Source organism: Microbacterium resistens (assembly GCF_021172025.1).
GTDB classification, from domain to species: Bacteria; Actinomycetota; Actinomycetes; order Actinomycetales; family Microbacteriaceae; genus Microbacterium; species Microbacterium resistens.
The window spans coordinates 469,322-494,204 of record NZ_CP082781.1 but is presented as its reverse complement, the minus strand read 5'-3'; the positions used below and the strand labels follow the sequence as shown (position 1 = coordinate 494,204).

Sequence of the window (24,883 nt, the reverse complement as noted above, 5' to 3'; positions counted from 1 at the left end):
CACGGCCTCGGACAGGGCCGGTTCCGCGGCGCACGGGCCGATGTCCGATGTACGAGTTACCGTCTCCTTCACGGCTTGAAATATTCGAAGAGATTTTCGAGGATGGATGCATGGGGAACGCACTGCGCACCGCGATCGGACCGGCCACGGACTCCCGTGCCGGAGAGATCCTGCGCCTGCAGCGCGAGATCAGCCGGATGCAGCGTCGCCGCAGCGACCTCCCCCTGATCCCCGTCCCCTCCGCCCTGCAGCCCCTGCTGCCGGAGGGCGGGCTCCAGGTGGGAACGACGTACACCCTGTCCTCCTCCCCCGGCCTCGTCGCCGCCCTGCTCTCGACCGCCTCCGGCCGCGGCTCCTGGTGCGCGGCCGTCGGCATGCCCACGCTGGGTGTGGAGGCTCTGGCCCGGCACGGCGTGGACCTCGACCGGCTGCTCCTCGTCCCCGACCCGGGCCCCCGCTGGCTCACCGTCGCCTCCGCCCTCTCCGAGGTCGTCCCCCTCATCGCGGTCCGCCCGGCCTCGCGGGTGCGCGAGGCCGAGGTCTCCCGGCTCACGGCCCGCCTGCGCGATCGCGGGTGCACCCTCCTCGTCGTGTCCTCGACGCCCTGGCCGCAGAGCGAGGGCAGCATCCGGGTCCAGGATCCCCGATGGCACGGCCTCGGCGAGGGGTGGGGTCTGCTGGAGGACTGCGAGGTCACGATCACCGCGCAGACCCGCCGCTCCCCCGTGCCGCAGAGCGTCCGCGTGCGGCTTCCGGGCGCGCACGGCACCATCGAGACCGTCGAGACCCTCCCCGCGCACGGGACCCTCCCCACGCCGGTGCCGATGCCCCGCCCGCCGCACCGGGGCCGTCCCGCGGCCGAGGCCCCCGTGCCGGCCGGGTCCGCGCACGACGTCCCCCTCGCTCCGGAGCACTGGGCGGAGGCCGGATGAACGCCGCCTCCCCCGCCCGCGTGCTCGTGCTGTGGTTCCCCGACTGGCCGCTGCGCGCCGCTCTGGGCGCCCCTCCGCATCCGTCCGCCGCGATCCTTCGCGCCGGTGCCGTGCTCGCCTGCACCGCCCCGGCCCGGGCGCAGGGGGTGCGCGCGGGGCAGCGGCGCAGGGAGGCCCAGGGGCTCGACCCCGCCCTGCGGCTGATCCCCGCAGATCCGGAGCGGGACGAACGCGCCTTCCTCCCCGTGCTGCGGGCGATCGAGGAGCAGGCCCCCGGCGTCCAGATGCTGCGCCCCGGCATCGCGGTGCTGCGCTCCCGGGGGGTCGCCCGCTACCACGGCGGAGAGGAGGCCGCGGCGAGCGCGCTCTCCGCGGCGCTGGCGACGAAGGGGTTCGGCGAGGTGCGGATCGGCATCGCCGACGGGCCGTTCACCGCGGAGCACGCTGCGCGCCGGGCGCCGTCCCCTCCCGGGCACCTCCTCGTCCCGCCGGGGGCCTCCGCCGCCTTCCTCGCGCCCCTCTCCGCCCGTGTCCTCCCCGACCCCGATCTGGTGATGCTGCTGGGACGACTCGGAGTGCGCACGCTCGGCGACTTCGCGACCCTCGGCCCCCTCGACGTGCGCGATCGGTTCGGCGAGCACGGCGCACGGCTGCACGCGCTGGCCCGCGGAGCCGACTCCCGTCCGGTCGTCTCCCGCGCCCCGGATCCCGAGCTCGCCGCGGAGACCGAGTTCGAGACGCCGCTGACCCAGTCCGATCAGATCGCCTTCGCGATCCGTCGCACCGCCGACGAGGTGATCCTCGCCCTGGCCGAGGCCTCGCTCGTGAGCACGGAGGTGCGGATCGATCTGACCGATGACGACGACGGCGTCCACTCCCGCACCTGGCTGCACCCCACCTGCTTCGAAGCACCCGACCTCGTGGACCGCGTGCGCTGGCAGCTGGAGGCGCTCACCGGCGACGCCCCGCCCGCAACCGCCGAGGACACCCGTCTGTTCCGCGGGATCGCCCGTGTCCGGATCACCCCGATCGCCGTCGACGACGCCGCGCACCATCAGCCAGGACTCTTCGGTTCCGGGACCGACGAGCGGTTGCACCACGCGGTGTCCCGCGTGCAGACGCTCCTCGGTCACGACGGAGTGCTGACCGCCGCGGTGGCGGGCGGACGACGCCTCGCCGACCGCCAGCAGCTCACCCCCTGGGGCGAACGGGTCGTGCTCGCACGGGATCCGGACCAGCCATGGCCCGGAACCCTGCCCGACCCCCTCCCCGCCGAGGTGTTCGTCCCTCTCCGCCCGATCACGGTCGCGGACACGACGGGAGCGGCGATCCGGGTCGACGAACGCGGGAATCTGAGCGCGGCGCCCGCGCGGATCGAGGCGGATGCCGTGCGGTCCTGGGCGGGCCCCTGGCCGGTCCGCGACCGACGAGGGCAGCCCGACGGCGTCCGCGGCGAGCGGTTCCAGCTGGTGGACGAGCACGAGCGCGCGTGGCTCGTGCTGCACACGGACGACGGCTGGTGGGCCGAGGGGAGGTACCACTGATGGGCTGGCACAACCCGGAGATGTCGTGGAGCGAGTTGGAGCGGACGCTCAGCGGCAAGCCCGCCCTGCGCGACACCCTCGTCGCGGACGCCCCGATCCGCACGCACAAGCGCGGCGCCGTCTCCCTGGGCGACATCGTCCGCCCGACCGACGCGGTGCCCTACGCCGAGCTGCACGCGCACTCCTCCTTCTCGTTCCTCGACGGCGCGTCGTCGCCCGCCGAGCTCATCGCCGAGGCGGAACGACTGGGCCTCACCGCCCTCGCGATCACGGACCACGACGGCTTCTACGGTGCGGCGCGGTTCGCCGAGGCGGCGGAGCTCACGAGCGTGCAGACGGTCTTCGGCGCGGAGCTGTCCCTGGGGCTGCCGTCGCCCCAGAACGGCGAGCCGGATCCGGCCGGCGAGCATCTGCTGGTCCTCGCCCGCGGAGAGGAGGGATACCACCGGCTCTCCGCGGCGATCACCCGGGCGCAGCTCCGCGGCGGTCAGAAGGGCCGCCCCCGGTACGAATGGGAGGACCTCGTCGCCTCCTCGAGCGGTCACTGGACGGTGCTCACCGGATGCCGCAAGGGCGCCGTCCGACGCGGATGGGAGCAGGAGGGGGTCGACGGGGCCCGACGCGGGCTGCGCCGGCTCGTCGACCTGTTCGGGAGCGATCGCGTGGTGGTCGAGCTCATCGACCACGGCGATCCGCAGGACACGCGCCGCAACGACGCCCTGGCGACGCTCGCGGTCGAGCACGGGCTCGCCACCGTGGCCACGAACAACGTCCACTACGCCGTGCCCGACCGCGCCCGGCTGGCGGAGGCGGTCGCCGCGGTGCGCGCCACGCGCAGCATGCGGGACCTGGAGGGGTGGCTTCCCTCCCACGGATCGGCGCATCTGCGCTCCGGGGCGGAGATGACCGCACGCTTCGCCCGCTACCCGGGGGCGATCGCGCGGGGTCTGGAGATCGCCGAGGAGTGCGCCTTCCCGCTGCGCCGCGCGAAGCCCGCCCTGCCCACGATGAGGGTCCCGGCGGGCCACACGCCCATGAGCCATCTGCGAGAGCTCGTCTGGAAGGCCGTGCCGCACAAGTATCCGGACCTGACGGACGCCGGCCGCCGGCGGATCGAGCGCGAGCTCGACGTCATCGAGGAGAAGGACTTCCCGGGCTACTTCCTCATCGTGCACGGCATCGTGACGGAGGCCAAGAGACGCGGCATCCTCTGCCAGGGACGCGGGTCCGCGGCGGCGAGCGCGGTCTGCTACCTCCTCGGCATCACCGCGGTGGACCCCATCGGCTACGGGCTCCCCTTCGAGCGCTTCCTCGCCACGACGCGCACGGAGGAGCCCGACATCGACGTGGACTTCGACGCCCGCCGCCGGGAGGAGATCATCCAGTGGGTGTACGAGGAGTACGGCCGTGAGAGCGCCGCGCAGGTGGCGAACGTCATCCAGTACCGTCCCAAGAACGCCGTGCGTGACATGGCGCGGGCCCTGGGCTACTCCCCCGGGCAGCAGGACGCCTGGTCCCGTCAGGTGGAGCGCTGGGGCCTGGAGCTCTCCCCCGTCGACGACCACGACATCCCCGAGGCCGTGGTGGACTACGCCGCCGAGCTGCTCAAGGCCCCCCGTCATCTGGGCATCCACTCCGGAGGCATGGTGCTCACCCAGCGGCCCGTGGGCGAGGTCGTCCCGGTCGAGCACGCCCGCATGGAGAACCGCACCGTCATCCAGTGGGACAAGGACGACGCGGCGTGGATGGGGCTGGTCAAGTTCGACCTGCTGGGCCTCGGCATGCTCGCCGCCCTGCAGCACTGCTTCGATCTGATCGCCGACGCCACCGGGGAGAGGTGGTCCCTGGAGACCCTCCCCAAGGAGGAGGCGGCCGTCTACGACATGCTGTGCCGCGCCGACACGATCGGGGTCTTCCAGGTGGAGTCCCGTGCGCAGATGGGGCTGCTGCCGCGACTGCAGCCGCGGGCGTTCTACGACCTCGCGATCCAGATCGCCCTCATCCGCCCCGGTCCCATCCAGGGCGGCGCCGTGCACCCCTTCGTCCGCCGCAAGCTGGGGCAGGATCCGGTCACCTACCCGCACCCGCTGCTGAAGCCCGTGCTGGAGCGCACCCTGGGCATCCCCGTCTTCCAGGAGCAGCTCATCCAGATGGCGACCACACTGGGCAACTGCACGGCGGACGAGGCGGACACCCTGCGCCGGGCGATGGGCTCCAAGCGGGGGCTGGAGCGGATCGACAGCATCCGCGAGAGCCTGTACGAGGGGATGCGCGCGCATGGGCTGGACCCGCAGAGCGCGGATCGCATCTACGCCCAGATCCAGGCCTTCTCGAACTTCGGGTTCGCGGAGTCGCACTCCCTGTCCTTCGCGCTGCTCGTCTACGCCAGCTCCTGGATCAAGCTGCACTACCCCGCGGCGTTCCTGGCGGGGCTGCTCCGCTCGCAGCCGATGGGCTTCTACTCCGCGTCCACCCTCACCGCGGACGCCCGGCGGCACGGCGTCGAGGTCCGCCGCCCGGATCTGCACCGCTCCGCGGCGACGGAGACGCTGGAACCGCGGGAGGACGAGGCTCGCGCGCCCCTCGGGCCGACCGGCCGTGAGGAGTGCACGCACCGGAGGCAGCCGGCTCCCGCGCAGACCTTCGACCGCTCCCTCCCCGACGACAGCGCCGCCCACCGCCGTGACGGGGCGTTCGCGGTGAGGCTCGGCCTGTCGGGCATCACCGGGATCGGCGCCAAGACCGCCGAGCGCATCGTCGCCGACCGCGACGCGCACGGCCCGTTCCGGGACCTGAACGATCTGGTGCGCCGGACGGACGTGACGGCGGCCCAGGTGGAGGCGCTGGCCACGGCGGGCGCCGTCGAGGGGCTGGGGCTGACGCGGCGCGAGGCGATCTGGATGGCCGGCTCCGCGGCCCAGGACCGGGCGCGCTATCTTCCCGGCAGCTCCGTGGCGGTGCAGCCGCCCCTGTTCCCGGATCAGACCAGCCATGAGATCCTGGCCGCCGACCTCTGGGCGACCGGGGTGTCCACCGACGATCATCCGATGGCGCATTTCCGGGTCGGGCTCGACGAGCGCGGTGTGCTCTCCTCCGACCAGCTCCGCACCCACGAGACGGGCCGTCGCATCGAGGTGGCGGGGCTGGTCACCCACCGTCAGCGACCGGCGACCGCGGGCGGGATGACCTTCCTGAACCTCGAGGACGAGCACGGACTCGTCAACGTCATCTGCTCCCAGGGCGTGTGGACGCGGTACCGACGCATCGCCCGGGAGTCCCCGGCCCTCATCGTCCGAGGAATCCTGGAGCGTTCCCCGGAGGGAGTGATCAACGTGCTCGCGGACGCCTTCGAGGATCTCCGTGTCGGCGTGGTCCATCGGTCACGGGACTTCCAATGACGGCCCTCCGACCGATGGCCCGCGTCGGGGTCACCAGAACCGCTCGGGTTCCTCCTTGGGCGTCCTCTCCCCGCCGCCCCACCAGACGGCCTCACCGGTCGCCGACGCCGCCGCCTGCTCGGCGCCGGACAACGCCGCCGCCGTTCCCGTCCGCCGCGAGGCGTCCGGGACCGGCACCGGATCCAGGACCAGCTCGGTCCGCACGCTCGTCTCCCCGGCGATCCCGACCTCCCCGGCGATCCCGACTTCCCCGGCGATCACCGTGCAGCTGTCGACACGGGCCTGGCCCGGCACCGTATCGGCGTCAGGGAGCACCCCGGCGGGGAGCACGTAGCGGATCCCGGTCACGACGTCACGCAGGATCCGCGGGCCGCCCGCCCCCTCCGCCTCGAACGCCACGACGCGTCCGACCGGGAGGCCGAGAGCAAGCGGAAGGGAGACGGTCACCATCATGGATCCACCCTCGCCCACTCCGGGCGTCCGGACAAGCCCCGTCCGCCTCGGGCCGAGATCAGGAGGCGTCGATGTGCGCCGGGGCGAGCCGGTCGTAGTGGCGATCGTGGTACAGCAGCGGCTCGCCCTCGCCGCCGGGAAGGACCTCGTGCACGTCCGCGAGCACGAGAGCGGACGGCCCGACCGACACGGTCTGCCGGATCGTGCAGCGCAGCGCGCCGCGGGTGTCCGGAAGATACGGCTCCCCGGTCGGAAGAGTCTGCCAGCCCTGCTCCGGAGTGAAACGCGGTTGTCCCGTGCGGGCGAACGCATCGGCGATCCCCTCCTGGCCCACGCGCAGGAAGTGGACCACCATGCTGGGAGCCGCGAGGATCCCGCCCGCGCTCCCGGTCGCCTTGGTGACGGAGAAGACGAGGACGGCCGGGTCCGCGCTCACCGAGGCGACGCTGGAAAGGGTGAGGCCGACCGGCCCCTCCGCGGTGGTGGCGGAGACGAGAGACACGCCGGAGGCGAGGTGCCGGAACACCGCCTTGAAGTCCTCGGTGAGATCCGTGCCGGGTCCTGTCATCCTGCTCACTCCTCCGCGACCGCAGCCGACGCCGTCCTTCCGGCGCCGCCACCCCGGCCGCTCATCCCACGGGGATCAACCGATCCTCCCGTCGAATCCTTCCCGAAACGCCCCACCGGAGCGAGTCGTGTGTCTTCGGCTTACGCCGAGGACGCGCCGACCTCGCGAACGCCGACCTCACGAACGGCGTCGCCCGCATCGCGTCTCCGCGACGGTCGCGGTAGCGTCGTCCCATGGGCACGGCGAACGGGTTCTCCTTCGACAGGCACGGCGCCGACGTGGTGATCACCCACCACGGGAAGCGGGCGGCCGTGCTCCGCGGACGGCGCGCGGAGGACTTCCTGGCGGACGTCGCCGACGGCGATCCTCAGCTGCTCATGGCGCGGATCACGGGGAACTACCGGCGCGGCAACGAACGCACGGCCCGCGCGCATCCGCGGAACGCCGACCGCTGACCGCCGGCCGGGCTCACGACCGCCGAAGCCGGAGGCCCCAGAGCCGCAGCGCCGCAGAAGCCGCAGAAGCCGCAGAAGCAGAAGCAGAGCCGAAGAGAGTGACGACGATGACCAAGACCACCGCCGAGAAGCTGCTCATCAAGCCGGGGAACACGCTGTTCGTGATGAGCGCGGGCGAGGAGGAGCAGAGCCTCCTCCTCCCCCCTGCCTGATGCCGTCGTGCTCACCGACGGCTTCGGCGTCCCCGCCGACGTGGCGGTGCTCTTCGCCCCGGACCGAGCCACGCTGGACAGCCGACTCGACGTGGCGCTGCCGCGGCTTCGGGAGGCCCGCGCCGTCTGGATCGCCTACCCCAAGGGGAACCGCACGGACATCAACCGGGACAGCATCTGGCAGCGGATGGAAGAGCTCGGCTGGACCCTCACCGCCAACGTCGCCCTCGACGAGGTGTGGTCGGCGGTCCGAGGCAAGCCCGTCGGCTGACACGCAGAGGCCCCGCGGGCGTCGTGCGTCCGCAGGGCCTCTCGCGCGAGGTCAGTTCGTGGCGCGTCCCCGGCGCAGGACGCGTGTCAGAAGCACCGCGCCTCCGCCGAGCAGCGCCACGGCCCCGGCGGCGACGGCGACGACGGGTGCCGCCTCTCCCGTCACGGCGAGCTGATCCCCGTCCTCCACGGCGCCGCCCTCGGGGTCGGCGGCCTCCGTGCCGGGCGCGGGAGCGCCGTCATCCGTCGCGGCGGCGTCGCCGTCACCGGGAGCGGTCGCGCCGGGCTCGGGGTGGTCGGTCGGGGTGTGCACGATGTCGTAGTACACCCCCGGGTTCGCCGCATCCGGGATCACCCGGTACGTGAACTCCCCCGCCGTCAGCGTCACGATCGGCACCCCACGCTCGAACAGCACCTTCCCGTCCGCGTCCTTCGCGACCAGCGTCCGCTCCGACCCGTCCGCCGACACCGACCAGTCGCCCTGCATCTTCGGCGAATCGTCGAGGTTGTACATCGTGAACGTGCCGTCCGTCTTGTAGTACGCCCAACCCACGAAGTTCGCCACGGCCTCATCCGACAACGCCACCGCGTTCCCGTCCTGATCTACCGCCCCCGTGGTCTCCCACGGCGTCGAGGCGAGCACGTCCGACGGGCTCTGCGTCGTCGCCGTGACCGCGGAGACCGGCGCGACCGGCTCGACGGCGAAGGCCCCGGCGGCCGGGGCGAGGCAGAGGGCGGCGGCGGCCAGCGTCGTCGCGACGATCCTGGTTCCCCGGCGCGGGGCGGTGCGAATGTTCATCTTCTCCTCGTTCCTGATGTGGGGTGTCCGCCCCGGCTCGGGTCGCCGGAGCGGACACGTTCCACGCTAGGAACGCGAGGGAGGCCGGACATCAACCGATCGGTTGAACCCGCCTGTCAGGAACCTGGGCATCCCGCTCAGAGCCGGACCGCTCAGAGCCGGATGATGCCCCGCTTGACGGCCGCGGCGATCGCGGCCTGGCGGTTGTCGGCGCCGAGCTTGGTGAAGGCGTGGTGCAGATGGGTCTTCACCGTCGCCTCGCTGACATGGAGCTCGCGAGCGAGGTCGCGGTTGGAGAGCCCCGCCGCCGCCCGTGTGAGCACGTCGAGCTCGCGCGGGGTGAGCGTCTCGTCCGGACGCTCGACGCGTCGCATCAGCCGAGCCCCGATCGGTCCGGTCAGCGGTGTGCCCCCGGAGGCGGCGGAGCGGATCGCCTGGAAGAGCTCCGCGGGTCTGCTGTCCTTCACCAGGTATCCGGCCGCCCCGGCGTCGAGGGCCCGCACGATGTCGGCATCGGAGTCGTAGGCGGTGAAGACGAGCACCTCCGTGCGGGGGCTCGCCCGCCGGATGGCGCGGGTCGCCTCGATGCCGTCCGGCCGCCCGGCGCCGAGATCGAGGTCGACCAGCGCGACGTCGAGATCGTGGCTGGCCGCCGCGGCCTCGGCCTCCGCCGCGGATCCGGCCTCGGCCACGACCTCGAGGTCGGGCTGCGTGTCGAGCACGGCTCGCACGCCGTGGCGGAGCACCGGGTGATCGTCCAGCAGCAGGATCCGGATCACGGCGTCGCCTCCGTCGCACTCGACGACGCGTCGGGAACGATCGCGGCGACCACCGTGCCCTGGCCCGGCTCCGACTCGACGGTGAGCTCGCCGCCGAGGGTCTCGATCCGCCAGGTCATCGCACGGATCCCGAAACCCCCCGTCGGCTCGTCGCTCCTCGTCGCCTCCAGGCCGATGCCGTCGTCCACGACGTCGACGCCCACCTCGCGGTCGAAATAGGTCAGCGTGACCCGCGTCGTCGCCGCCTGCGCGTGCTTGCGGGCGTTGAGCAGCGCCTCCTGCACGACGCGCTGCAGCGCATGGGCGACCGTCTCCGGGACCGCCCGTTCCCGTCCCACGACCGAGAACCCCGCCCCCTCCGCCTGCGCCTGGGCCCGCAGCAGGGAGCTCAGGGACGCCGCGCCGTCCCGGGGATCCGCCAGACCGTGCAGGAGCTGGCGGGTCTCGACCAGCGCCTCCCGGAGCGCCTCGCGCGCCTCCTGGATCGCGGGCGCCGAGCCGCCGGGGCGCAGCTCGGCGGATTCCAGGAGCAGGAGCGCGCTCGCGGTGCGCTGCACGACCGTGTCATGCAGCTCGCTGGCGACGCGACCGCGCTCCGCTGCCGCGCCCGCGTCCCGCTCCGAGCGCGCGAGCTGCTCCCGGGTGTCGATGAGATCGTCGATGAGCCGTTGCTGCGCGTCATGCGCCCGGTCCAGCGCCGCGAACGCGGAGGCGAGGACGAGCCCGCCGACGAAAGGACCGAGCACCAGCCCCCAGTCGTCCCCGCGGGACATGAGGAACAGCCCGACGCTCACGGCCACGACGATCGCCGCGGACAGCGCGAACGCCAGACGCCCCCGGATGACGCGGTGCACGGCGAAGAACAGCGCGAAGCCGCACCAGCCGAAGGACGGCGCGAGCACCACGAGCGGGAGCCAGAACGCCGTCGCGACGAGCAGACCGATCCCCTGTCGCGAGCCGACCGGATCCGATCCGTTCGCCGACTCTCGCCCTCTGCCCGGAGGCCGCCCGATCACCGCGAGCGCGTAGGCCAGGCCGACGCCCACGGCGAGCACGAGCACCACGACGCCCAGGCCGTCCAGCGGGTGGCGGGTGAAGTATCGCCACCCGCACACGAGCAGCAGGACGGCGAAGCCGATGTCGACGGCATGGTCGGGGATCGGAAGGCGTCGCGCCGGAACGCGGAGGGAGTCGGTGCTCATGTCCCCTCCAGTATCCGGCGCCGGAGCCCGGACGACGGGAGGCGGCGGCCCGGACCGCCGGTCGTCAGCCCTGCGGGCGCCAGGGCCCCCAAACCTGGCCCGGAACCTGCCTCAGGCGGCCGTCCGTCGTCTATCCTCTATCACGTTGAGCCCGTGACGCCGTATCGCCCCTCTGGAAACAAAAGTCGCGCAGCGCCTGGATCTATCTCCGGAGGCCCAGCCTTGCCGACGCTAGCCCATGCACTCCATCATCCGCTCCAACATTGGGATCGGAAGGTTCCAGCGCCTCGAGGTTCGTGAAGAACGCCGCCACCTCAGGACTTCCGCCGCGCACCATACGCGCGCCAACTGAGCGCCGCTCGCTCTCCTAGCGGCGGGATGTCACAGATGTGAGACCGCCGCAGCCTCCGGCGCCGTGGAGGTCGTTGAATCCCGCGCTGGTCCAGAAGTGGGAACTCGAGATGGCCTTCGACTTCCTCTATGACGGGACATCACGATCCGCAGTTCGCGCTGACATGCCCCGTCTCGCCAGTCTCCGAGAGCATGTCGCGAACCACGGCTACCAACCCTATGTCTTCTTTGAATCCCGGGCACGTTCCGGGCGGCCAGTTCATCCTCAATTGAGGCCACGCTGACCGTTTCCTCCACGAACCAGGTTGGGCGCGAAATCCCGCTGTCGCATGAGCCGCGAGAGTTAACAGCAAGTGGACTCACGCAACCTGTCCCCCGAACGGGGGACAGACACCCAACCGCACAAGTCATACAGTGGCAGAAATCTCACACAACTAGGGCGAGGAGGGTGAATAGATTGCGTGGTTCCGCCCGAATTTCCGTCGCCCTTGCCATTCTGGGCTTCGCAGTCTCGTTCTCAGTGTCGCCACCCCCACAGTCCGCCGAACAGGCTTCCGCCGCGACGTACACCTACAAGATGGGTACGCTAGACCCCAATGTCAAGGCAAGTTCGGGGACAAAACCTTCAATTTCAGGTGGGTATGCGAATTTCAACACCGTCGGGCATTACTACAATATTCGCACTGAGAACATATATGGAGCAATCAAGCAGACTACGACGACATCGGGGCAAGCCGCCGATATGGTCCATTCGCCTGTCTCGAACTACTTCTCGCTTTGCTGGTGGACGCCCTGGACCCCCGGAAACTGGAGTTCGCTTAATGCCCTATGCAACTACTACTCCTAGGAGAAACGCGCGCCTAACGGCGATTCCGGCGATCATCGCTGCGCTCCTAATATCTGGATGCTCTACGGTTAGTTCGGACCCACTAACGGAATTGCTCGAACGCTCTCCCAGCGCTGAAGACGTCGCACCTGCGGGAGTCAATGGAACCGACATTGTCGAGGAGACGATCAGAAAGGTTGGAAAGGACACACAGTCCCACGAGTACTTCGTAGGCAAGAACGAGTCCGGCGAACCCTGTCTTCTCGTGTATGCGTCACCAAAGGACTGGGGGACGTCTTGTGGTAAGGCCGGAGAGTTTAGCGTGAGTATTGCAAACGTAGTGGCATGGCTGTCCGTCAGTACATTCCATAATTACACTGCAACTGAAGATGTCGAGGGTGTCGTATACATCTGGACCCCCTAGATGAGTGTGTCCGTTCGTTCTCAGTGGTCGTAGGCGGTGAGGGATCGTTTGGCGGGTGCGTCGGTGAGCCAGTTGTGCCAGATGCCGGCGGCGAGGGCGAGGAGGCGTGCGGCGACGCGGGAGTGGACCCCGGCGGTGGTCCTGCCGCCGTGCTCTTCGAGGGTGAGTTGCCCTTTGAGGGTGTCGAAGACGGACTCGACCCATTGCCGGATGCCGCTGAGCTTCCCGAACCTTGGGTTCTCGTCCTTGCGGTCGGGGCGGACAAGGTGTGCGCCGAGGTCGTCGGTGATGAACGTCTCGAGCTCTTTCCCGGCGAAGCGTTTGTCACCGACGATTACCTGCCCGGGAGCGATGAGATGCCGGTCGTGGCGCAGGAGTGTTTCCGTGACCTCTCGTTCCCCGATCTTCGGGTTCGCGAGTCTCCAGATCACCGGCATTCCATCGGGAGTGCACAGCAGGTAGCGGCGGAATCCCCAGAAGAACCGGGAATGAGAAGCGCAGTACCCGCAGCTGGCGTGCCCTGCCAGGTCGGAGCGTTTCACCGTCTCCCGGGATGCCGCGCATGGCAGCGGGGTGGAGTCCACCAGGCGGGTGACCTCGTTCCACGAGGGGTTGTCCCGGGCGAGTTCGGTGATCACCGCGGACAGCAGCCCGGTGGACTGGCGGACGCGTTTGCCCCACCCGGACTGGCCGGGCAGGTTCGGGAACATGCCCATCAGATGCTTCCGAGCATGGCGGATCCACTTGCGATCCGACGCGATGCCGAGCAGGTGCTGCGCGACGAGCAGGCACAGCAGCTCGACATCGTTGAGTGCGGGCTTACGCCCCGGACGATGATCCCGGCTGAACCCGATCGCGGGCAGGATCCGGTCATCGAGATGGACATAGAGTGTGACAAGGAGGGTGTTGAGGTCGGTTTTCACATATTGGGCTTAACAGCCTCCACACCGCACGAGCCAATCGGACTCACTCATCTAGGCGCCCCGGATGACTCTCCCGTGGCGCGGAGGTGAACGCCCCTCGGAACGGATCCGCTGCTAACGTTAATGACCAGAATCATTATTCTGGTCATTAAGGAGGCGCCGTGGCGAGACCCGGAGTCGAGACGTCGGTCATCCTGGACGCCGCGGCGGACCTCGTCGCGGAGCGCGGGTTCGCGGGGGTCCGGATGGACGCCGTGGCGAAGCGCGCGGGGGCGGCCAAGGGGGTTCTGTACCTCCGGTTCGACGACAAGGACGCCCTGCTGGTCGCACTGCTTCGCAGGGAGATCGTCCGCACGGCGCGCCGCACCGCGCGGCTCGCCGAGGCCGATCCCCGCGGGGGCCTGCTGTCCCGGGTCTTCGTACATGCCGTCACCGCCATGCACGACAACGCCGTGGTCCTCCACGCCTATCGCGACGAGCCGGGCCTGCTCGCGCGCCTCGTCGGCGAGGGCGATCCGGAAAGGTTCCGCCGCCGCGCCGTGCTCGGCGCGGACTTCATCCGGGCCCTGCAGGAGGAGCGGATGATCGCGGGCGACGTCGATCCCGAGACGCTCGCCGCCACGCTCGCCGTGTGGAACATGGGAGTGGCCCTCTCCGCTCCGCATCCGGACCCGGCCCGCCTCGTGCACGGGATGGCGGAGCTGTTGCACCGCGCCGTGGACGCCGACGTGGCCGACACCACGCCCGGAACGCGGTGTCTGGCCCGTTTCGTCGATGGCCTGGCGGCGGAGCTGGGCGCATGACAGCCGGGCTCGTGCCGCCGGGCGCCGACGTCCGCTCCGTGGACACCCGCGGGAACGCTGCGCCTGCTGCACGCGGGGGAACCCGGACCGCGGACCCCCGTCGTGCTCGTCCACGGAGGCGGCAGCGACGCCGCGTCCGTCTCCTGGTACCGCGCGATGGCGCCGCTCGCGGCGGATCGCGAGGTCTGGGCCGTCGACCTCCCCGGCTTCGGCGGCAGCATCGACCGCACCCCCGTCGGCGGCGCGTCGTCGCTCGCCGAGGTCGTCGCCGAGGTCGTCGCGGCGACGTGCCGTCGTCCGCCTGTCGTGGTCGGGGTGTCCATGGGCGGTGACGTCGTGCTGACTCTCGGGCTCGACCACTCCGCGGGCGTGCGCGCCGTCGTCGCGATCGCCCCGGGCGGTCTCGCCTCCCGGTTCCGTGGGCGCGTCGCCCACGCGTTCGCCTGGTGGGCAAGTCGACTGCCCGACGCGATCCTGCTCCGGCTCGGCCGTCTGGCGAACCTCTTCGCGCGATCCGCGGTGCGGGCGATGGTCACCGAGCCGGACGCGCTCCCGCCCGAGGTCGTGGACGAGTTCGTCCGGCTGGCACGCCACCCGCGTGGAGCCCTGGGCTACACCCGGTACAACCAGGCCTCGATCGGACGCGATCGGATGACGAACGACCTGAGCGGGCGCATCCACGAGCTGACCCTGCCCACGCTGTTCTTCCACGGTGCGGAGGACCCGCTCGTCGACCCGCAGGACTCGCTCCGTGCGGCCGCGCGGATGCCGCACGCCCGGGCCGTCATCCCGCCCGGCTGCGGCCACTGGGCCCAGCTCGAGGCGCACGACGCCTTCCTCGCGGAGATGCGCGTCTTCCTCGACGAGCTCGACCGTCCCTGACCGCACGGGTCGCGCAGGACGCGGCCGCACGGAGCTGAGCAGAACCCGCAGGGCTCAGACGGCCGGCCCCCGGTGGTCCTCCGCCTCCACCGCGTCTCCCCCGTCGGGATAGCGCTCGATCTCGGGACGCCGCGCGAGCATCACGGTCCCGGTGACCAGACCGCCCCAGATGATGACCACGGCGACGGCGAGGAAGAGGACGGCGATGCCGGTCATGAGCGGTCTCCTTCGGTCACGGTCCGAACGACCGAGGCACGGTCCGCAGGGACCGGTGGCCACAGCGTGAACCGGTCGGGATCCTGGCGCCACGGACTGAGGGTCAACGCGATCGACGCGACGATCATGATGACGACGGATCCCCAGCCGACGACGAGCAGGTAGCCGGGCGCATAGCCGCTGTAGGGCTCGGCGATGAGGTTCACGATCGTCGCGATCAGCATGTAGCCGAGCACGATCGGGCCGAGCACGGAGACGAGGAAGAGCCAGACCCGCCCGACCCGGAAGGTCGACAGGGCGCTCAGGTGGCCGCTGAGCTGCGTGCCTGCGCGACGGATCCACAGGACCGTGACGGTCATGGCGACCGCGGACCCGACGATGCCGATGTTGTTCGCCCAGTTGTCGATCGTGTCCAGGGCGGTGAGTCCGGAAGTCGTCCCGAACAGGATGACGGACACGATCGCGATGACGCCGCCGAGGCCATACACGGCCTTGGCGCGGCTCAGGCCGAACTTGTCCATCACACCGGCCAGGATGACCTCCATCACCGAGATGAGCGAGGTGAGCCCCGCGAGAGTCAGCGCCCCGAAGAAGAGGATGCCGAAGAAGGGGCCGCCGGGCATCTGCGCGACGATGGCCGGGAAGGTCACGAACGCCAGGCCGACGCCCGTGAGTCCCTCCAGCTCCCCCACGGCCACCCCCTGCTGCGAGGCGAAGAACCCGAGCGTCGCGAACACGCCGATCCCGGCCAGCACCTCGAACGACGAGTTGCCGAACGCCACGACGAGGCCCGGCGTGGTCAGGTTCGACTTCCGGCGCCGGTACGACGCATAGGTGATCATGATGCCGAACGCGACGGAGAGCGAGAAGAACACCTGACCGTACGCGGCGACCCACACGCCGGGGTTCGCGAGGGCGGCGAAGTCGGGCGTGAACAGGGCGTTCAGCCCGTCGAGCGCGCCCGGGAGGAACAGCGCCCTGATGACGAGGATGAGGAAGCCGACGACCAGCAGCGGCACCGCCACGACGTTGAGCAGCTGCACGCCTCGCACCACACCCGCGCCGAGGATCGCGAGCGCGACGACCCACATGAGCACCAGCGGGATGAGCACGGACGGCACGAAGTCGAGGGTGAACGGCGCCTCGGCGACCTGCAGATACTCGCCCGAGAAGAACCCCGCCGCGTCCGCTCCCCAGCGCAGGTCGAAGGAGAAGACGAAGTAGCTGACCGCCCACGCCAGGACGGCGGTGTAGTAGATCGCGATGAAGACGCAGATCATCACCTGGAACCACCCGATGCCCTCGCCCAGCCGACCGGCGAGGCGCCGCAGCGCCAGCGGCGCCGAGCCCCGGAACCGGTGCCCGATCGCGTAGTCGAGGAAGAGGATCGGGATGCCCGCCGTCAGCAGTGCGACGACATACGGGATCAGGAACGCTCCCCCGCCGTTCTCGTAGGCGACCCCGGGGAAGCGCCAGATGTTCCCGAGTCCCACCGCCGATCCGACCGCGGACAGGATGAACCCGACCTGGCCGGTCCATTCCGCGCGTCGAGGGGCGGCCCCGGCCTCTGCGGACTTCGTCTGAGTCACGTCCCTGTGCTCCTTCGTCGGTCGTGTCGTCGCGACGCGGTGGCAGGATCCGCCGCGCACCGCGCCCGAAAGGGCCTCCCGCGAGGGTAACGACAATCGTCCGCCGTGTCAGCCCGACGACCGGCGAGGCGGCGAACGGCCGCGATCAGCGGGCCGGGGCCTGCGCGTACATCCGCATCCGCACCTCGCGGGCGGCGGTCATGTGCGCCTCCGCGATCTCCCGTGCCCGCGCCGCGTCGCGCGCCTCGATCGCGTCCAGCATCGCCTCGTGCTCGTCGAGCGCTGCCGCCCAGCGGTCATCGCCCTCCAGCGTCGTCGTGGGGTACCGCACGAGGTGCACGTTCAGGCGGTGGAGGAGGTCAACGAGGGTGGGCGAATGGCTGGCCGACCACACCGCCTCGTGGAACTGCCGGTTGGCCCGGGCCCGGGCGCGCGGGTCGGCGCCCGCCGCCCGCATCGCCTCCTGGGCGGCTCGGAGCCGGCGCTGATCGAACTCCGTGGCGCGCTCGGCCGCGGCGCGGGCAGCCGCGCCCTCGAGCGTGATCCGGACGTCGTAGATGTCGATGATCTCCTCCGGGGAGGTCTCCCGCACCTGCACGCCGCGCGGGAGCCGCTCGACGAGCGCCTCGATCTCCAGACGGTGCAGCGCCTCCCGGACCGGGGTCCGCGACGTGCCGAAGTCCTTGGCGAGCCCGTTCTCGCTCAGAGGCGCACCGGGCGCGATCCGCCCCTCGACGATCGCATCCCGGATCCGCTCGTACACACTCGTCGCCATCGGTGCACCTCCCGTGAGTCGAATGTACCCGACGACCGGGTGCGGCCCGTGGCCGCACCCGGTCCGGCTCAGGCGGCCGCGCCGGCGCGGCGCCCGAAGACCATTCCCGCCGCCAGGCCGGACCCGCCCGGGTAGTTCCCCGCGAACAGCCCGCCGAGCATCTCACCGCACGCGAACAGCCCGTCGATCGGCGAACCGTCCTCACGGAGCACGCGCCCGTCGAGGTCGCCGCGGAGCCCGCCGAAGGTGAAGGTGATGCCGCACGTGACGGGGTAGGCGTAGAACGGACCCGTCTCGATCGGCGACGCCCAGTTCGACTTGGGCGGCACGACCTCCGCCCGCCGCCCGTCCTTGATGGTCGGGTCGAACGGCACGTCGCGGTCGATCGCGGCGTTGAAGGCGGCCACGGTGCGCGCGAGGCCCGCGGCGTCGATCCCGGCGCGCTCGGCCAGCTCCTCGATCGAGTCGGCCACGTGCACGCCGATCCCCGGCATGTCGTACTCCTCGGTCCGCAGCATCGGACGCAGGGAGGCGTCGAACACCTGCCACGCGATCGATCCGGGCTGGGCGAGGATCTCGCGCCCGTACTTGGCATAGGTGTAGTTGCGGAAGTCCGCGCCCTCGTCCAGGAATCGCGCGCCGTCGCGATTCACGATGATCCCCAGCGGGTAGCTCTGCCGCGTGAGGCGGTTCGTGAGCTCGCGGTTCGACTCGTTGTGCTCGGCCTCGGCGTCCCACTGCACCGAATGGCAGGAGGACCAGTCCCCGCCGCGGGCCGCGCCGATCTCCCGGGCGGCGCGGAGCATGTCGCCGACGTTGTACGGCGTTCCCCGCACCTTCGCGTGGGCCCATCCGGCCCCGAGGTGCTCCTCGCGCCACTGCGGAGAGGACTCGAAGCCCCCGGCGGCGAGGATCACGCTCTCCGCGCGGACCTCGTGCGCGACCGCCGCACCCTCGGCCTCGTCGGTGAACCGCACTCCGACGACCCGTCCGTCCTCGACCACGAGGGAGCGCGCCCTGGCACCGTAGCGGACGGTCGTTCCCAGTCGCTCGGCCACGGCGGTGTGGTCCGCCATGAGGCCTTCTCCGCCGCCCACGTTGCCGATGTGCAGACCGCCCCAGAACAGATAGGTGCCGTCCGGCCGGTCGTACGCCTGACGCTCGTACATCAGCCGATACCGGAGCCCGAGCGCGCTGAGCCACCGGACGGCGTCTGCGGACTCGTGGACGAGCACGTCCGCCATGGCGAGATCCGTGCGCCCGTCCGTGACCTTGACGAGGTCGGCCAGGTACTCCTCGGGCGTGTAGGCCGGCACCTCGGTCACGGCGTGCCGCTCGTCGGCCACCACGATGTCGCGCAGATCGTCGAGCCCGCCGTGGCTGATCCTCGTCGCCCCCGCGGTGTAAAAGCTGTTGCCTCCGGCCATGTCCGGCAGGCCCCGTTCGAGCAGGAGGACGGAGCGCCCTCGCTCGGCGGCCGCATGGGCCGCGGCGAAGCCGGCGTTGCCGCCGCCGACGACGACGACGTCATAGGTGGGTGTGGTCATGTCATTCCCCCTCGAGAGCACAGTGCATGCGCTAATTGTATACATATGTATGCGATAGTCGGATCCCGCGCACCCGCAGGATGACGCCTCAGCGTCCCGGCCGCACCCGCAGCCGCACGATCCGGTCGTCCGCGAGCGTCTCGTGGCGGTCCCGGACCCGCGGGTCGTGACCCGGGACGACGACGCCGTCCGGGCCCGCGAGCATCCGCAGCGCATCGAACGCCGTGTACATCTCGTCCAGGTGGTGGACCGCTCCGTACGGCCGGTCCTCCTCGACGTTCGCGTAGAAGTGCGAGGCGTCGGAGGCCAGGACGATCGGCCCGTCCTCCGTCGCGACCCGCATCACCTGGGTGCCCGCGGTGTGCCCTCCGACGAGATGCGCGGTCATCCCCGGGCCGATGTCCGTGTCGCCGTCCACGAGGTCCACGCGCCCGTCGTCCACGAGCCTCCGCAGCAGCGCGAGGTCCGCCTCGGGCCGGAAGTGCGCGTAGACGCCGCGCTCGGACAGCGGCCCCGTCCAGAACTCCCACTCGCGGCGCTGCAGCACCACGCGGGCCCGCGGGTAGTCGGCGATGTGTCCGGTGTGGTCGTAGTGCAGATGGGAGAGCACGACGACGGGCACCTCCTCGGGCGCGAAACCCAGTCCTGCCAGCAGCTCGATCGGTGATCCGAGGTAGGTGCGCGCCCCGCGCAGGGACGCCTCCTCCCGCGTGAAGCCGGTGTCGAACACCCACGGCCGCCCCTCGCGCACGATCACCCAGGCGTAGTAGTCGATGGGCCAGCGGTCGTGGCAGTCCGCGGAGTAGCCGTGGAAGTGCTCTCCTTTGAAGGACTCCGTGCGGAAGGCGTAGCGGAGCGCGTAGACGCCGTCGGGGGCGGTCATCGTCCGCCGTCCCCGAACCGGAGATCCCTCCCCGACCACTCCTCCCAGAGCTGCGCGATCGCGGAGTAGTCCTCCCTGCCCAGCCCGGCCGACACGGCGAGGTCGTACACGGTCTGCGCCGCCTGCGTCGCGAACAGCGGGATGCCGCTGCGCTGAGCCATGGCCAGGGCGAGGGTGGAGTCCTTGCGCGCTGCGTCCAGCGGCATCCCGCCCTCGAAGTCGCCGCCCGCGACGCGCTGCATGATCCGGTGGTTGAGCGGACGCTGGAGCCCGCCGTCCTCCCGCCGGAGCATCGCGGCCACGTCCTCCAGCGCCACGCCCTCGGCGCGCGCCATCGCGAACGCCTCGACCAGCACGACCATGACGGCGTGGGCGACGCCGTTGTTGACGACCTTGGCCGCCATCCCGGAGCCGAGGGCGCCCAACCGCAGCACGCCCCCTCCGCCGATCACGGCCAGAAGATCCTCGGTCCGGGAGACGTCCTCGTCCTCGCCGCCGACCAGCAGCGTCGCAGCCCCCTGGGCCATCTGCGCCACGCCGGACAGCACGGCGGCGTCGACGATGCCGACACCCGCCGGTTCCAGGATCCGCCGGGCATCGCGGACATCGTCCGGGAGCACGGTGCTCGTCTCCACGACGACGGTGCCGGCGGCCAGCCGCGGAACGAGGTCGCCGAGCACCTGCCGGGAGATCGCCGGGGTCGGCAGCGACAGGACGATCCGTCGCGCGTCGGCGACGTCCGCGAGGTCCTCCGTCACGGTCGTCCGCGGCAGATCCGCGGCGAGCGCGCGCCGTTGCGCGGAGAGATCGTAGGCGACGAGGTCGAAAGCGCCGGAGATCCTCCCGGCGATCGGCAGTCCCATCTGGCCGAGGCCGACCAGTCCGATGCGATCCGTCATGCGCGTTCCTTTCCGTCGGTGCTCAGGCCTTGATGGCGAAGGGGTCGCGGATGTCGTCCGAGAGGTCGAGCAGCACGTTCTTCGTCCGCAGGTACTCGTCCAGCGCCTCCAGGCCGCGTTCGCGCCCGTAGCCAGAGCGCTTGACGCCGCCGAACGGCGCCTGCGCCGCCGAGTAGCGGTAGGTGTTGACCCACACCGTCCCCGCCACCAGCTCCCGGGCGACGCGGTGGGCGCGGGAGACGTCGGTCGTCCAGATCCCGGCGGCGAGCCCGAAGTCCGTGCCGTTGGCGAGAGCGATCGCCTCCTCCTCGTCCCGGAACGCGGTGACCGCGAGAACGGGCCCGAACACCTCCTGCTGGGCCAGGCGAGACTCGGTCGACACGTCCGCGAAGATCGTCGGCTCGACGAACGCCCCTGCCGCGAGGGACTCGTCCGAGGGGGTCCCGCCACCCGTGACCAGACGGGCGCCGTCCGCCTTCGCCTCGCCGATCATCGCGAGGATCCGCTCCCGCTGGAGCACCGAGGCCACCGGCCCCATCTGCGTGGCCTCGTCCGACGGGTCGCCGAGCCGGATCCCGCGGGCGACCTCGGCCACCCGCGCGACGACCTCCTCGGCGATCCTCTCCTGCACGAGCAGACGGCTCCCCGCGATGCAGGTCTGCCCGCCCGCGGCGAAGATGCCCGCGACGGCGCCGGGGACGGCGCGGTCGAGGTCCGCGTCGTCGAAGACGATGTTCGCACTCTTCCCGCCCAGCTCGAGGGTCACCGGCACGAGGACGTCCGCCGCCGCGCGGGCGATCGCCTGCCCCGTCGGCACCGATCCGGTGAAGCTGATCCGTCCGACCCTCGGATCCGTCGTCAGGGCGACGCCCGCCTCGCGTCCGCCGGTGACGATGTTGATCACGCCGGCCGGGAACCCGGCCTCGGCCACCGTGTCGGCGAGAGCCAGCGTGGTCAACGGTGCGATCTCGCTCGGCTTGATGACGACGGTGCAGCCGGCGGCGAGCGCGGGCGCGAGCTTGTTCGCGAGGAGCTGCATCGGCGAGTTCCACGCCGTGATGAGCACGGCGACGCCGACCGGCTCCCGCACGGTGTAGTCGAACGTCTCCCACGCGTCGAGCGGGATCGTGTGCCCGTAGATCTTGTCCGCGGCCCCGGCGAAGAAGCGGTAGTTCCGGGCGGCGAAACGCGCCTGGGTGGTGGTCTCGCGAAGGAGCTTGCCGTTGTCGGCGCTCTCCAGCCGGGCGAGGCTTTCGGCGTCCCGGTCCAGGAGGTCGGCGAGACGGTGGAGCAGCCGGGCGCGTTCGGCGCCGCTCGTCCTCCGCCACGACCGGAAAGCCTCCTCGGCGGCTCCGATGGCCTGCGCGGTCTGCGCGGCCGATGCGTCCGCGACCACCGCGAGCGTCTCGCCGGTGAGGGGGCCATGCACGGGCAGGGTGCGCTCCGGGTCCAGAGGGATGCGCCGACCGCCGATGAGCATGCGGGTGTCGGGCAGGGTGAGCCGGGCGTCAGCCACGGGGGTCTCCGATCTCTTCGAGGGCGCGGTCCAGGTGCGGGGCGAAGGCCTCCGGGTGCTCGCAGATCGGGAAGTGCCCGAGCCCGGGCATCGTCCAGAAGCGGGCGCCGGGGATCTTCGCCGCCGTGGCCTCCGACATCGCCGGCGTGCAGGAGTAGTCGTACTCGCCGGTCATCATGACGACGGGGCAGCGTGCGGTGTCGATGTCCCCCACGATGTCACGACCGTCCCAGCCTCCGGAGTAGAAGTCGATGTCACCCGCGAAGGTGCGGTGCCCGCCCTGCGCGTAGGTGCGGAGGATCAGCTCGCGCAGCGACGCCGGCGCGGACGGGGCGATCAGCCCGTCGATCCACTCGGGGACGAAGGTCGCCTCGTTCACTCGCAGGTGCCCCGCCCACGGCGTGGTGCGACCGGGGACGTGGTCCGACGCCTCGCAGGCGATGACCCCGCCGAGGCGGTCCGGCACCCGGTGCGCCATCATCAGGCACGCCTGCCCCGCCATCGAGGCGCCGACGAGGATGGGGCGATCGAGACCGAGCGCGTCGATCACGGCGAGGATCGTCTCGGCGTACCGATCCGGCGTCAGGGACCAGGCGCCGATGGGCTCGGGCAGCGCCGAGGACCGGCCGTGCCCCGGCATGTCGAAGGCGACGATCTCGCGGCTCGCCGTCACCCGCGGGTCCGACATGAGCGGATGCGCCTGCCGGCTGTCCGCGCCGGCCGTGTGCGGCACGAGCAGCGGGGCGCCCGCACCGTCCCCCGCGCGCTCGACGTAGAGGTCGAGGGGTGCGTCGTCCACCATCACGGTCGCGTAGCCGCCGACGATCCCGGAGCGGTCGAGCACGGGGTCCGCGGCTCGGGCGACCGGTGCGTCCACGGTCTCGCGAGCGAGTTCGAGGAGCCGACGCACGACGGGCGCGTGCTGGGCGAAGACGAGCTCGTCGCCCTCGATCCGCGTGCCTTCCACCCGCATCCGCAGAGCCAGGAAGTGGTTCATGGTCGGGCGCGGATCCCGCGACAGCAGCTCCGACCACGCGTCCGGCGGTGCGACGAGCACGATCGGGTCGCTGCCGCCTTCGCACACCGTCTCCGCGGTGACGGTCACCCGCACGCGGGCGTCGCCATCGCTCAGTTCGACGCAGAGGTCGGCGGTGCGTCGGAAGACGCCCAGGTCGGGATCCTGCTGCGCCGCGGCGATCCACGGCCCGATCCGGGCGACGAGACCGCGCAGACCTGCCCCGCTCATCGGCCGGACACCCGCCGGCTCCGACCGGTTTCGGCGAGTCCCTCGTCCTCGTAGCGACGCCCCGGGCGGGTCCCGATGTAGACGGCGACGAAGGTCAGGACCGACACGAGGATCATGTACGGCGGGATCGCGACGATGGCGCCGAGTCCCAGCCCGAGGAGGGCGGTGAAGATGAGCGGCGCGAAGCCTCCGCCGAAGATCGCACCGATCGAGTAGCCCAGCGACGCCCCGGAGTAGCGCACGCGCGGCGGGAAGAGCTCGGCGAACAGCGTCGCCATGGGACCGTACATCAGCGGGTGGATGAACCCGAGGCCGATGATCACCGTCACCAGGAGCATCCCCGTGCTCGGCAGGGCGTCGTTGACGAGGAAGAACGGGTAGGCGTAGGCGGCGAACAGGACGGTCCCCCAGAGGAACACCCTGCCTCGTCCGACCCGGTCGCTCAGGGCGGCGGCGAGCGGGATCGTGAACAGCTCGATGAAGCCCGCGGCCGCGACGATCCACAGCACGCTCTGCCGCTCCATCCCCAGCGTCGTGGTCGCCCACGTCAGCACGAACGTGGCGAAGAAGTAGAAGCAGACGAACGGCGCCAGGCACATCGCGATGGCGAGGAGGATGTTGACCGGGTGCTTGCGGATCGCCTCGAGAGCCGGGAGCTTCGCCGGCTCGGACGTCGCGGCGAGCTCTGCGAACTCGGGGCTCTCGATGACGCTGAGCCGGATGAACAGGCCGACCGCGACGAGCACCGCGCTGAACAGGAACGGGATGCGCCATCCCCAGTCGAGGAACGCCTCCTCGGGCATCAGGGTGACGAGCGCGAACACGATGGTCGACAGCACGAGGCCGGCGGGGCTCCCCGCCTGGGTCCAGCTCCCCGCCAGGCCGCGCCTGCCCTTCTCCTCGTGCTCCACCGACATCAGGACGGCCCCGCCCCACTCGCCGCCCACCGCGAAGCCCTGCACCAGGCGGAGCAGCAGCAGGAGGATCGGTGCGGCGACGCCGATCGCGGCGTACGTGGGCAGCAGGCCCACGAGGAAGGTCGCGATGCCCATGCCGAGAAGCGAGTAGACGAGCATCTTCTTGCGCCCGAGCCGGTCGCCGAAGTGCCCGAACACCACGCCGCCGATCGGGCGGGCGAGGAAGCCGGCGGCGAACGTGCCGAACGCCGCAAGGGTCCCGACCAGCGGATCGAAGTCGGGGAAGAACAGACGGTTGAACACGAGCGCGGCGGCCGTGCCGTAGAGGTAGAAGTCGTACCACTCGATCGCCGTTCCGACGAACGAGGCGAGGATGACCTTCCGGGTCATCTGCCGGGAGTATCCCTGTCCTGTCGCGGTGCTGACGACCGCGTTGTCATTCGCCATCGAATGCCTCTCGTTCCCGCGGCGGGC

At 71.2% G+C, this 24,883-nt stretch carries 22 protein-coding genes; 7 read left to right on the top strand and 15 right to left on the bottom strand.

From position 1 onward, the window contains the following. Nucleotides 1–110: 110 nt before the first annotated feature. The 3 genes from K8F61_RS02300 to K8F61_RS02290 are packed head-to-tail and all read left to right on the top strand — an operon-like array spanning nt 111 to nt 5,874. Nucleotides 111–932 carry a hypothetical protein gene (locus tag K8F61_RS02300; RefSeq protein WP_231820564.1) on the top strand — a complete coding sequence of 274 codons (822 nt, stop codon included), beginning with the start codon at nt 111–113 and terminating at the stop codon, nt 930–932. After that, complete coding sequence (locus K8F61_RS02295; RefSeq protein WP_231820563.1) at nt 929–2,476, top strand: Y-family DNA polymerase; 1,548 nt, start codon at nt 929–931, stop codon at nt 2,474–2,476. The genes K8F61_RS02300 and K8F61_RS02295 overlap by 4 nt, the downstream gene beginning before the upstream one ends. Next, nucleotides 2,476–5,874: an error-prone DNA polymerase gene (locus tag K8F61_RS02290; RefSeq protein ID WP_231820562.1), complete on the top strand. Its 3,399-nt coding sequence runs from the start codon at nt 2,476–2,478 to the stop codon at nt 5,872–5,874. Before K8F61_RS02295 ends, K8F61_RS02290 begins: the two co-directional genes overlap by 1 nt. 30 nt (nt 5,875–5,904) lie before the next feature. On the opposite strand, the gene K8F61_RS02285 is transcribed toward K8F61_RS02290, so the two are convergent. Beyond that, nucleotides 5,905–6,327 carry a hypothetical protein gene (locus K8F61_RS02285; protein WP_231820561.1) on the bottom strand — a complete coding sequence of 141 codons (423 nt, stop codon included), beginning with the start codon at nt 6,325–6,327 and terminating at the stop codon, nt 5,905–5,907. Nucleotides 6,328–6,385: 58 nt separating this feature from the next. Further along, nucleotides 6,386–6,895, bottom strand: coding sequence for a flavin reductase family protein (locus K8F61_RS02280; RefSeq protein WP_067243461.1), 510 nt, complete (start codon nt 6,893–6,895; stop codon nt 6,386–6,388). Nucleotides 6,896–7,128: 233 nt separating this feature from the next. Between K8F61_RS02280 and K8F61_RS02275 the strand changes: the two genes are divergently transcribed. Next, entirely contained in the window at nt 7,129–7,350 is a 222-nt protein-coding gene (locus tag K8F61_RS02275; RefSeq protein ID WP_231820560.1) for a hypothetical protein, read from the top strand. Between the two features lie 219 nt (nt 7,351–7,569). Then, on the top strand, nt 7,570–7,833 hold the full coding sequence (locus tag K8F61_RS02270) for a hypothetical protein (protein WP_231820559.1): 264 nt from the start codon (nt 7,570–7,572) through the stop codon (nt 7,831–7,833). Between the two features lie 51 nt (nt 7,834–7,884). Here K8F61_RS02270 and K8F61_RS02265 read toward each other — a convergent pair whose 3' ends face one another. From K8F61_RS02265 to K8F61_RS02250, 4 genes are all read right to left on the bottom strand, one after another. After that, on the bottom strand, nt 7,885–8,631 hold the full coding sequence (locus K8F61_RS02265) for a DUF4822 domain-containing protein (RefSeq protein WP_231820558.1): 747 nt from the start codon (nt 8,629–8,631) through the stop codon (nt 7,885–7,887). A 152-nt stretch (nt 8,632–8,783) separates the two neighbouring features. Next, on the bottom strand, nt 8,784–9,410 hold the full coding sequence (locus tag K8F61_RS02260) for a response regulator (protein ID WP_231820557.1): 627 nt from the start codon (nt 9,408–9,410) through the stop codon (nt 8,784–8,786). Beyond that, complete coding sequence (locus K8F61_RS02255; RefSeq protein ID WP_231820556.1) at nt 9,407–10,612, bottom strand: sensor histidine kinase; 1,206 nt, start codon at nt 10,610–10,612, stop codon at nt 9,407–9,409. The genes K8F61_RS02260 and K8F61_RS02255 overlap by 4 nt, the downstream gene beginning before the upstream one ends. Before the next feature lie 1,621 nt (nt 10,613–12,233). Further along, a complete protein-coding gene (locus K8F61_RS02250; RefSeq protein WP_231820555.1) occupies nt 12,234–13,136 on the bottom strand; it encodes an IS982 family transposase in 903 nt (300 codons plus the stop codon). Nucleotides 13,137–13,297: 161 nt separating this feature from the next. Between K8F61_RS02250 and K8F61_RS02245 the strand changes: the two genes are divergently transcribed. Together K8F61_RS02245 and K8F61_RS02240 are read left to right on the top strand one after the other, a co-directional pair. Continuing rightward, the gene (locus K8F61_RS02245) at nt 13,298–13,939 is read left to right on the top strand and encodes a TetR/AcrR family transcriptional regulator (RefSeq protein WP_231820554.1); all 642 of its coding nucleotides are present in this window, start codon (nt 13,298–13,300) and stop codon (nt 13,937–13,939) included. Between the two features lie 102 nt (nt 13,940–14,041). Beyond that, the gene (locus K8F61_RS02240) at nt 14,042–14,821 is read left to right on the top strand and encodes an alpha/beta fold hydrolase (RefSeq protein WP_231820553.1); all 780 of its coding nucleotides are present in this window, start codon (nt 14,042–14,044) and stop codon (nt 14,819–14,821) included. Nucleotides 14,822–14,875: 54 nt separating this feature from the next. Here the strand turns inward: K8F61_RS02240 and K8F61_RS02235 are convergent, their stop codons facing one another. The 9 genes from K8F61_RS02235 to K8F61_RS02195 form a co-directional block, all read right to left on the bottom strand. Continuing rightward, nucleotides 14,876–15,037: a methionine/alanine import family NSS transporter small subunit gene (locus K8F61_RS02235; RefSeq protein WP_157517896.1), complete on the bottom strand. Its 162-nt coding sequence runs from the start codon at nt 15,035–15,037 to the stop codon at nt 14,876–14,878. After that, nucleotides 15,034–16,626, bottom strand: coding sequence for a sodium-dependent transporter (locus tag K8F61_RS02230; protein WP_231820552.1), 1,593 nt, complete (start codon nt 16,624–16,626; stop codon nt 15,034–15,036). Before K8F61_RS02230 ends, K8F61_RS02235 begins: the two co-directional genes overlap by 4 nt. Nucleotides 16,627–16,771: 145 nt before the next feature. Continuing rightward, nucleotides 16,772–17,401, bottom strand: coding sequence for a GntR family transcriptional regulator (locus K8F61_RS02225; RefSeq protein WP_231820551.1), 630 nt, complete (start codon nt 17,399–17,401; stop codon nt 16,772–16,774). Between the two features lie 68 nt (nt 17,402–17,469). Beyond that, nucleotides 17,470–18,948 (bottom strand): FAD-dependent tricarballylate dehydrogenase TcuA, encoded by a 1,479-nt coding sequence (tcuA, locus tag K8F61_RS02220; protein ID WP_219086789.1) that lies wholly within the window; start codon nt 18,946–18,948, stop codon nt 17,470–17,472. Nucleotides 18,949–19,036: 88 nt separating this feature from the next. Beyond that, nucleotides 19,037–19,831, bottom strand: a complete 795-nt coding sequence (locus K8F61_RS02215; RefSeq protein WP_231820550.1) for an N-acyl homoserine lactonase family protein — start codon at nt 19,829–19,831, stop codon at nt 19,037–19,039. Beyond that, nucleotides 19,828–20,730, bottom strand: coding sequence for an NAD(P)-dependent oxidoreductase (locus tag K8F61_RS02210; protein WP_231820549.1), 903 nt, complete (start codon nt 20,728–20,730; stop codon nt 19,828–19,830). The genes K8F61_RS02215 and K8F61_RS02210 overlap by 4 nt, the downstream gene beginning before the upstream one ends. 22 nt (nt 20,731–20,752) lie before the next feature. Beyond that, on the bottom strand, nt 20,753–22,246 hold the full coding sequence (locus tag K8F61_RS02205; protein WP_231820548.1) for an aldehyde dehydrogenase: 1,494 nt from the start codon (nt 22,244–22,246) through the stop codon (nt 20,753–20,755). Then, entirely contained in the window at nt 22,239–23,492 is a 1,254-nt protein-coding gene (locus K8F61_RS02200; protein ID WP_231820547.1) for an alpha/beta fold hydrolase, read from the bottom strand. The genes K8F61_RS02205 and K8F61_RS02200 overlap by 8 nt, the downstream gene beginning before the upstream one ends. Continuing rightward, nucleotides 23,489–24,856 (bottom strand): MFS transporter, encoded by a 1,368-nt coding sequence (locus K8F61_RS02195; RefSeq protein WP_231820546.1) that lies wholly within the window; start codon nt 24,854–24,856, stop codon nt 23,489–23,491. The genes K8F61_RS02200 and K8F61_RS02195 overlap by 4 nt, the downstream gene beginning before the upstream one ends. Nucleotides 24,857–24,883 lie beyond the last annotated feature (27 nt).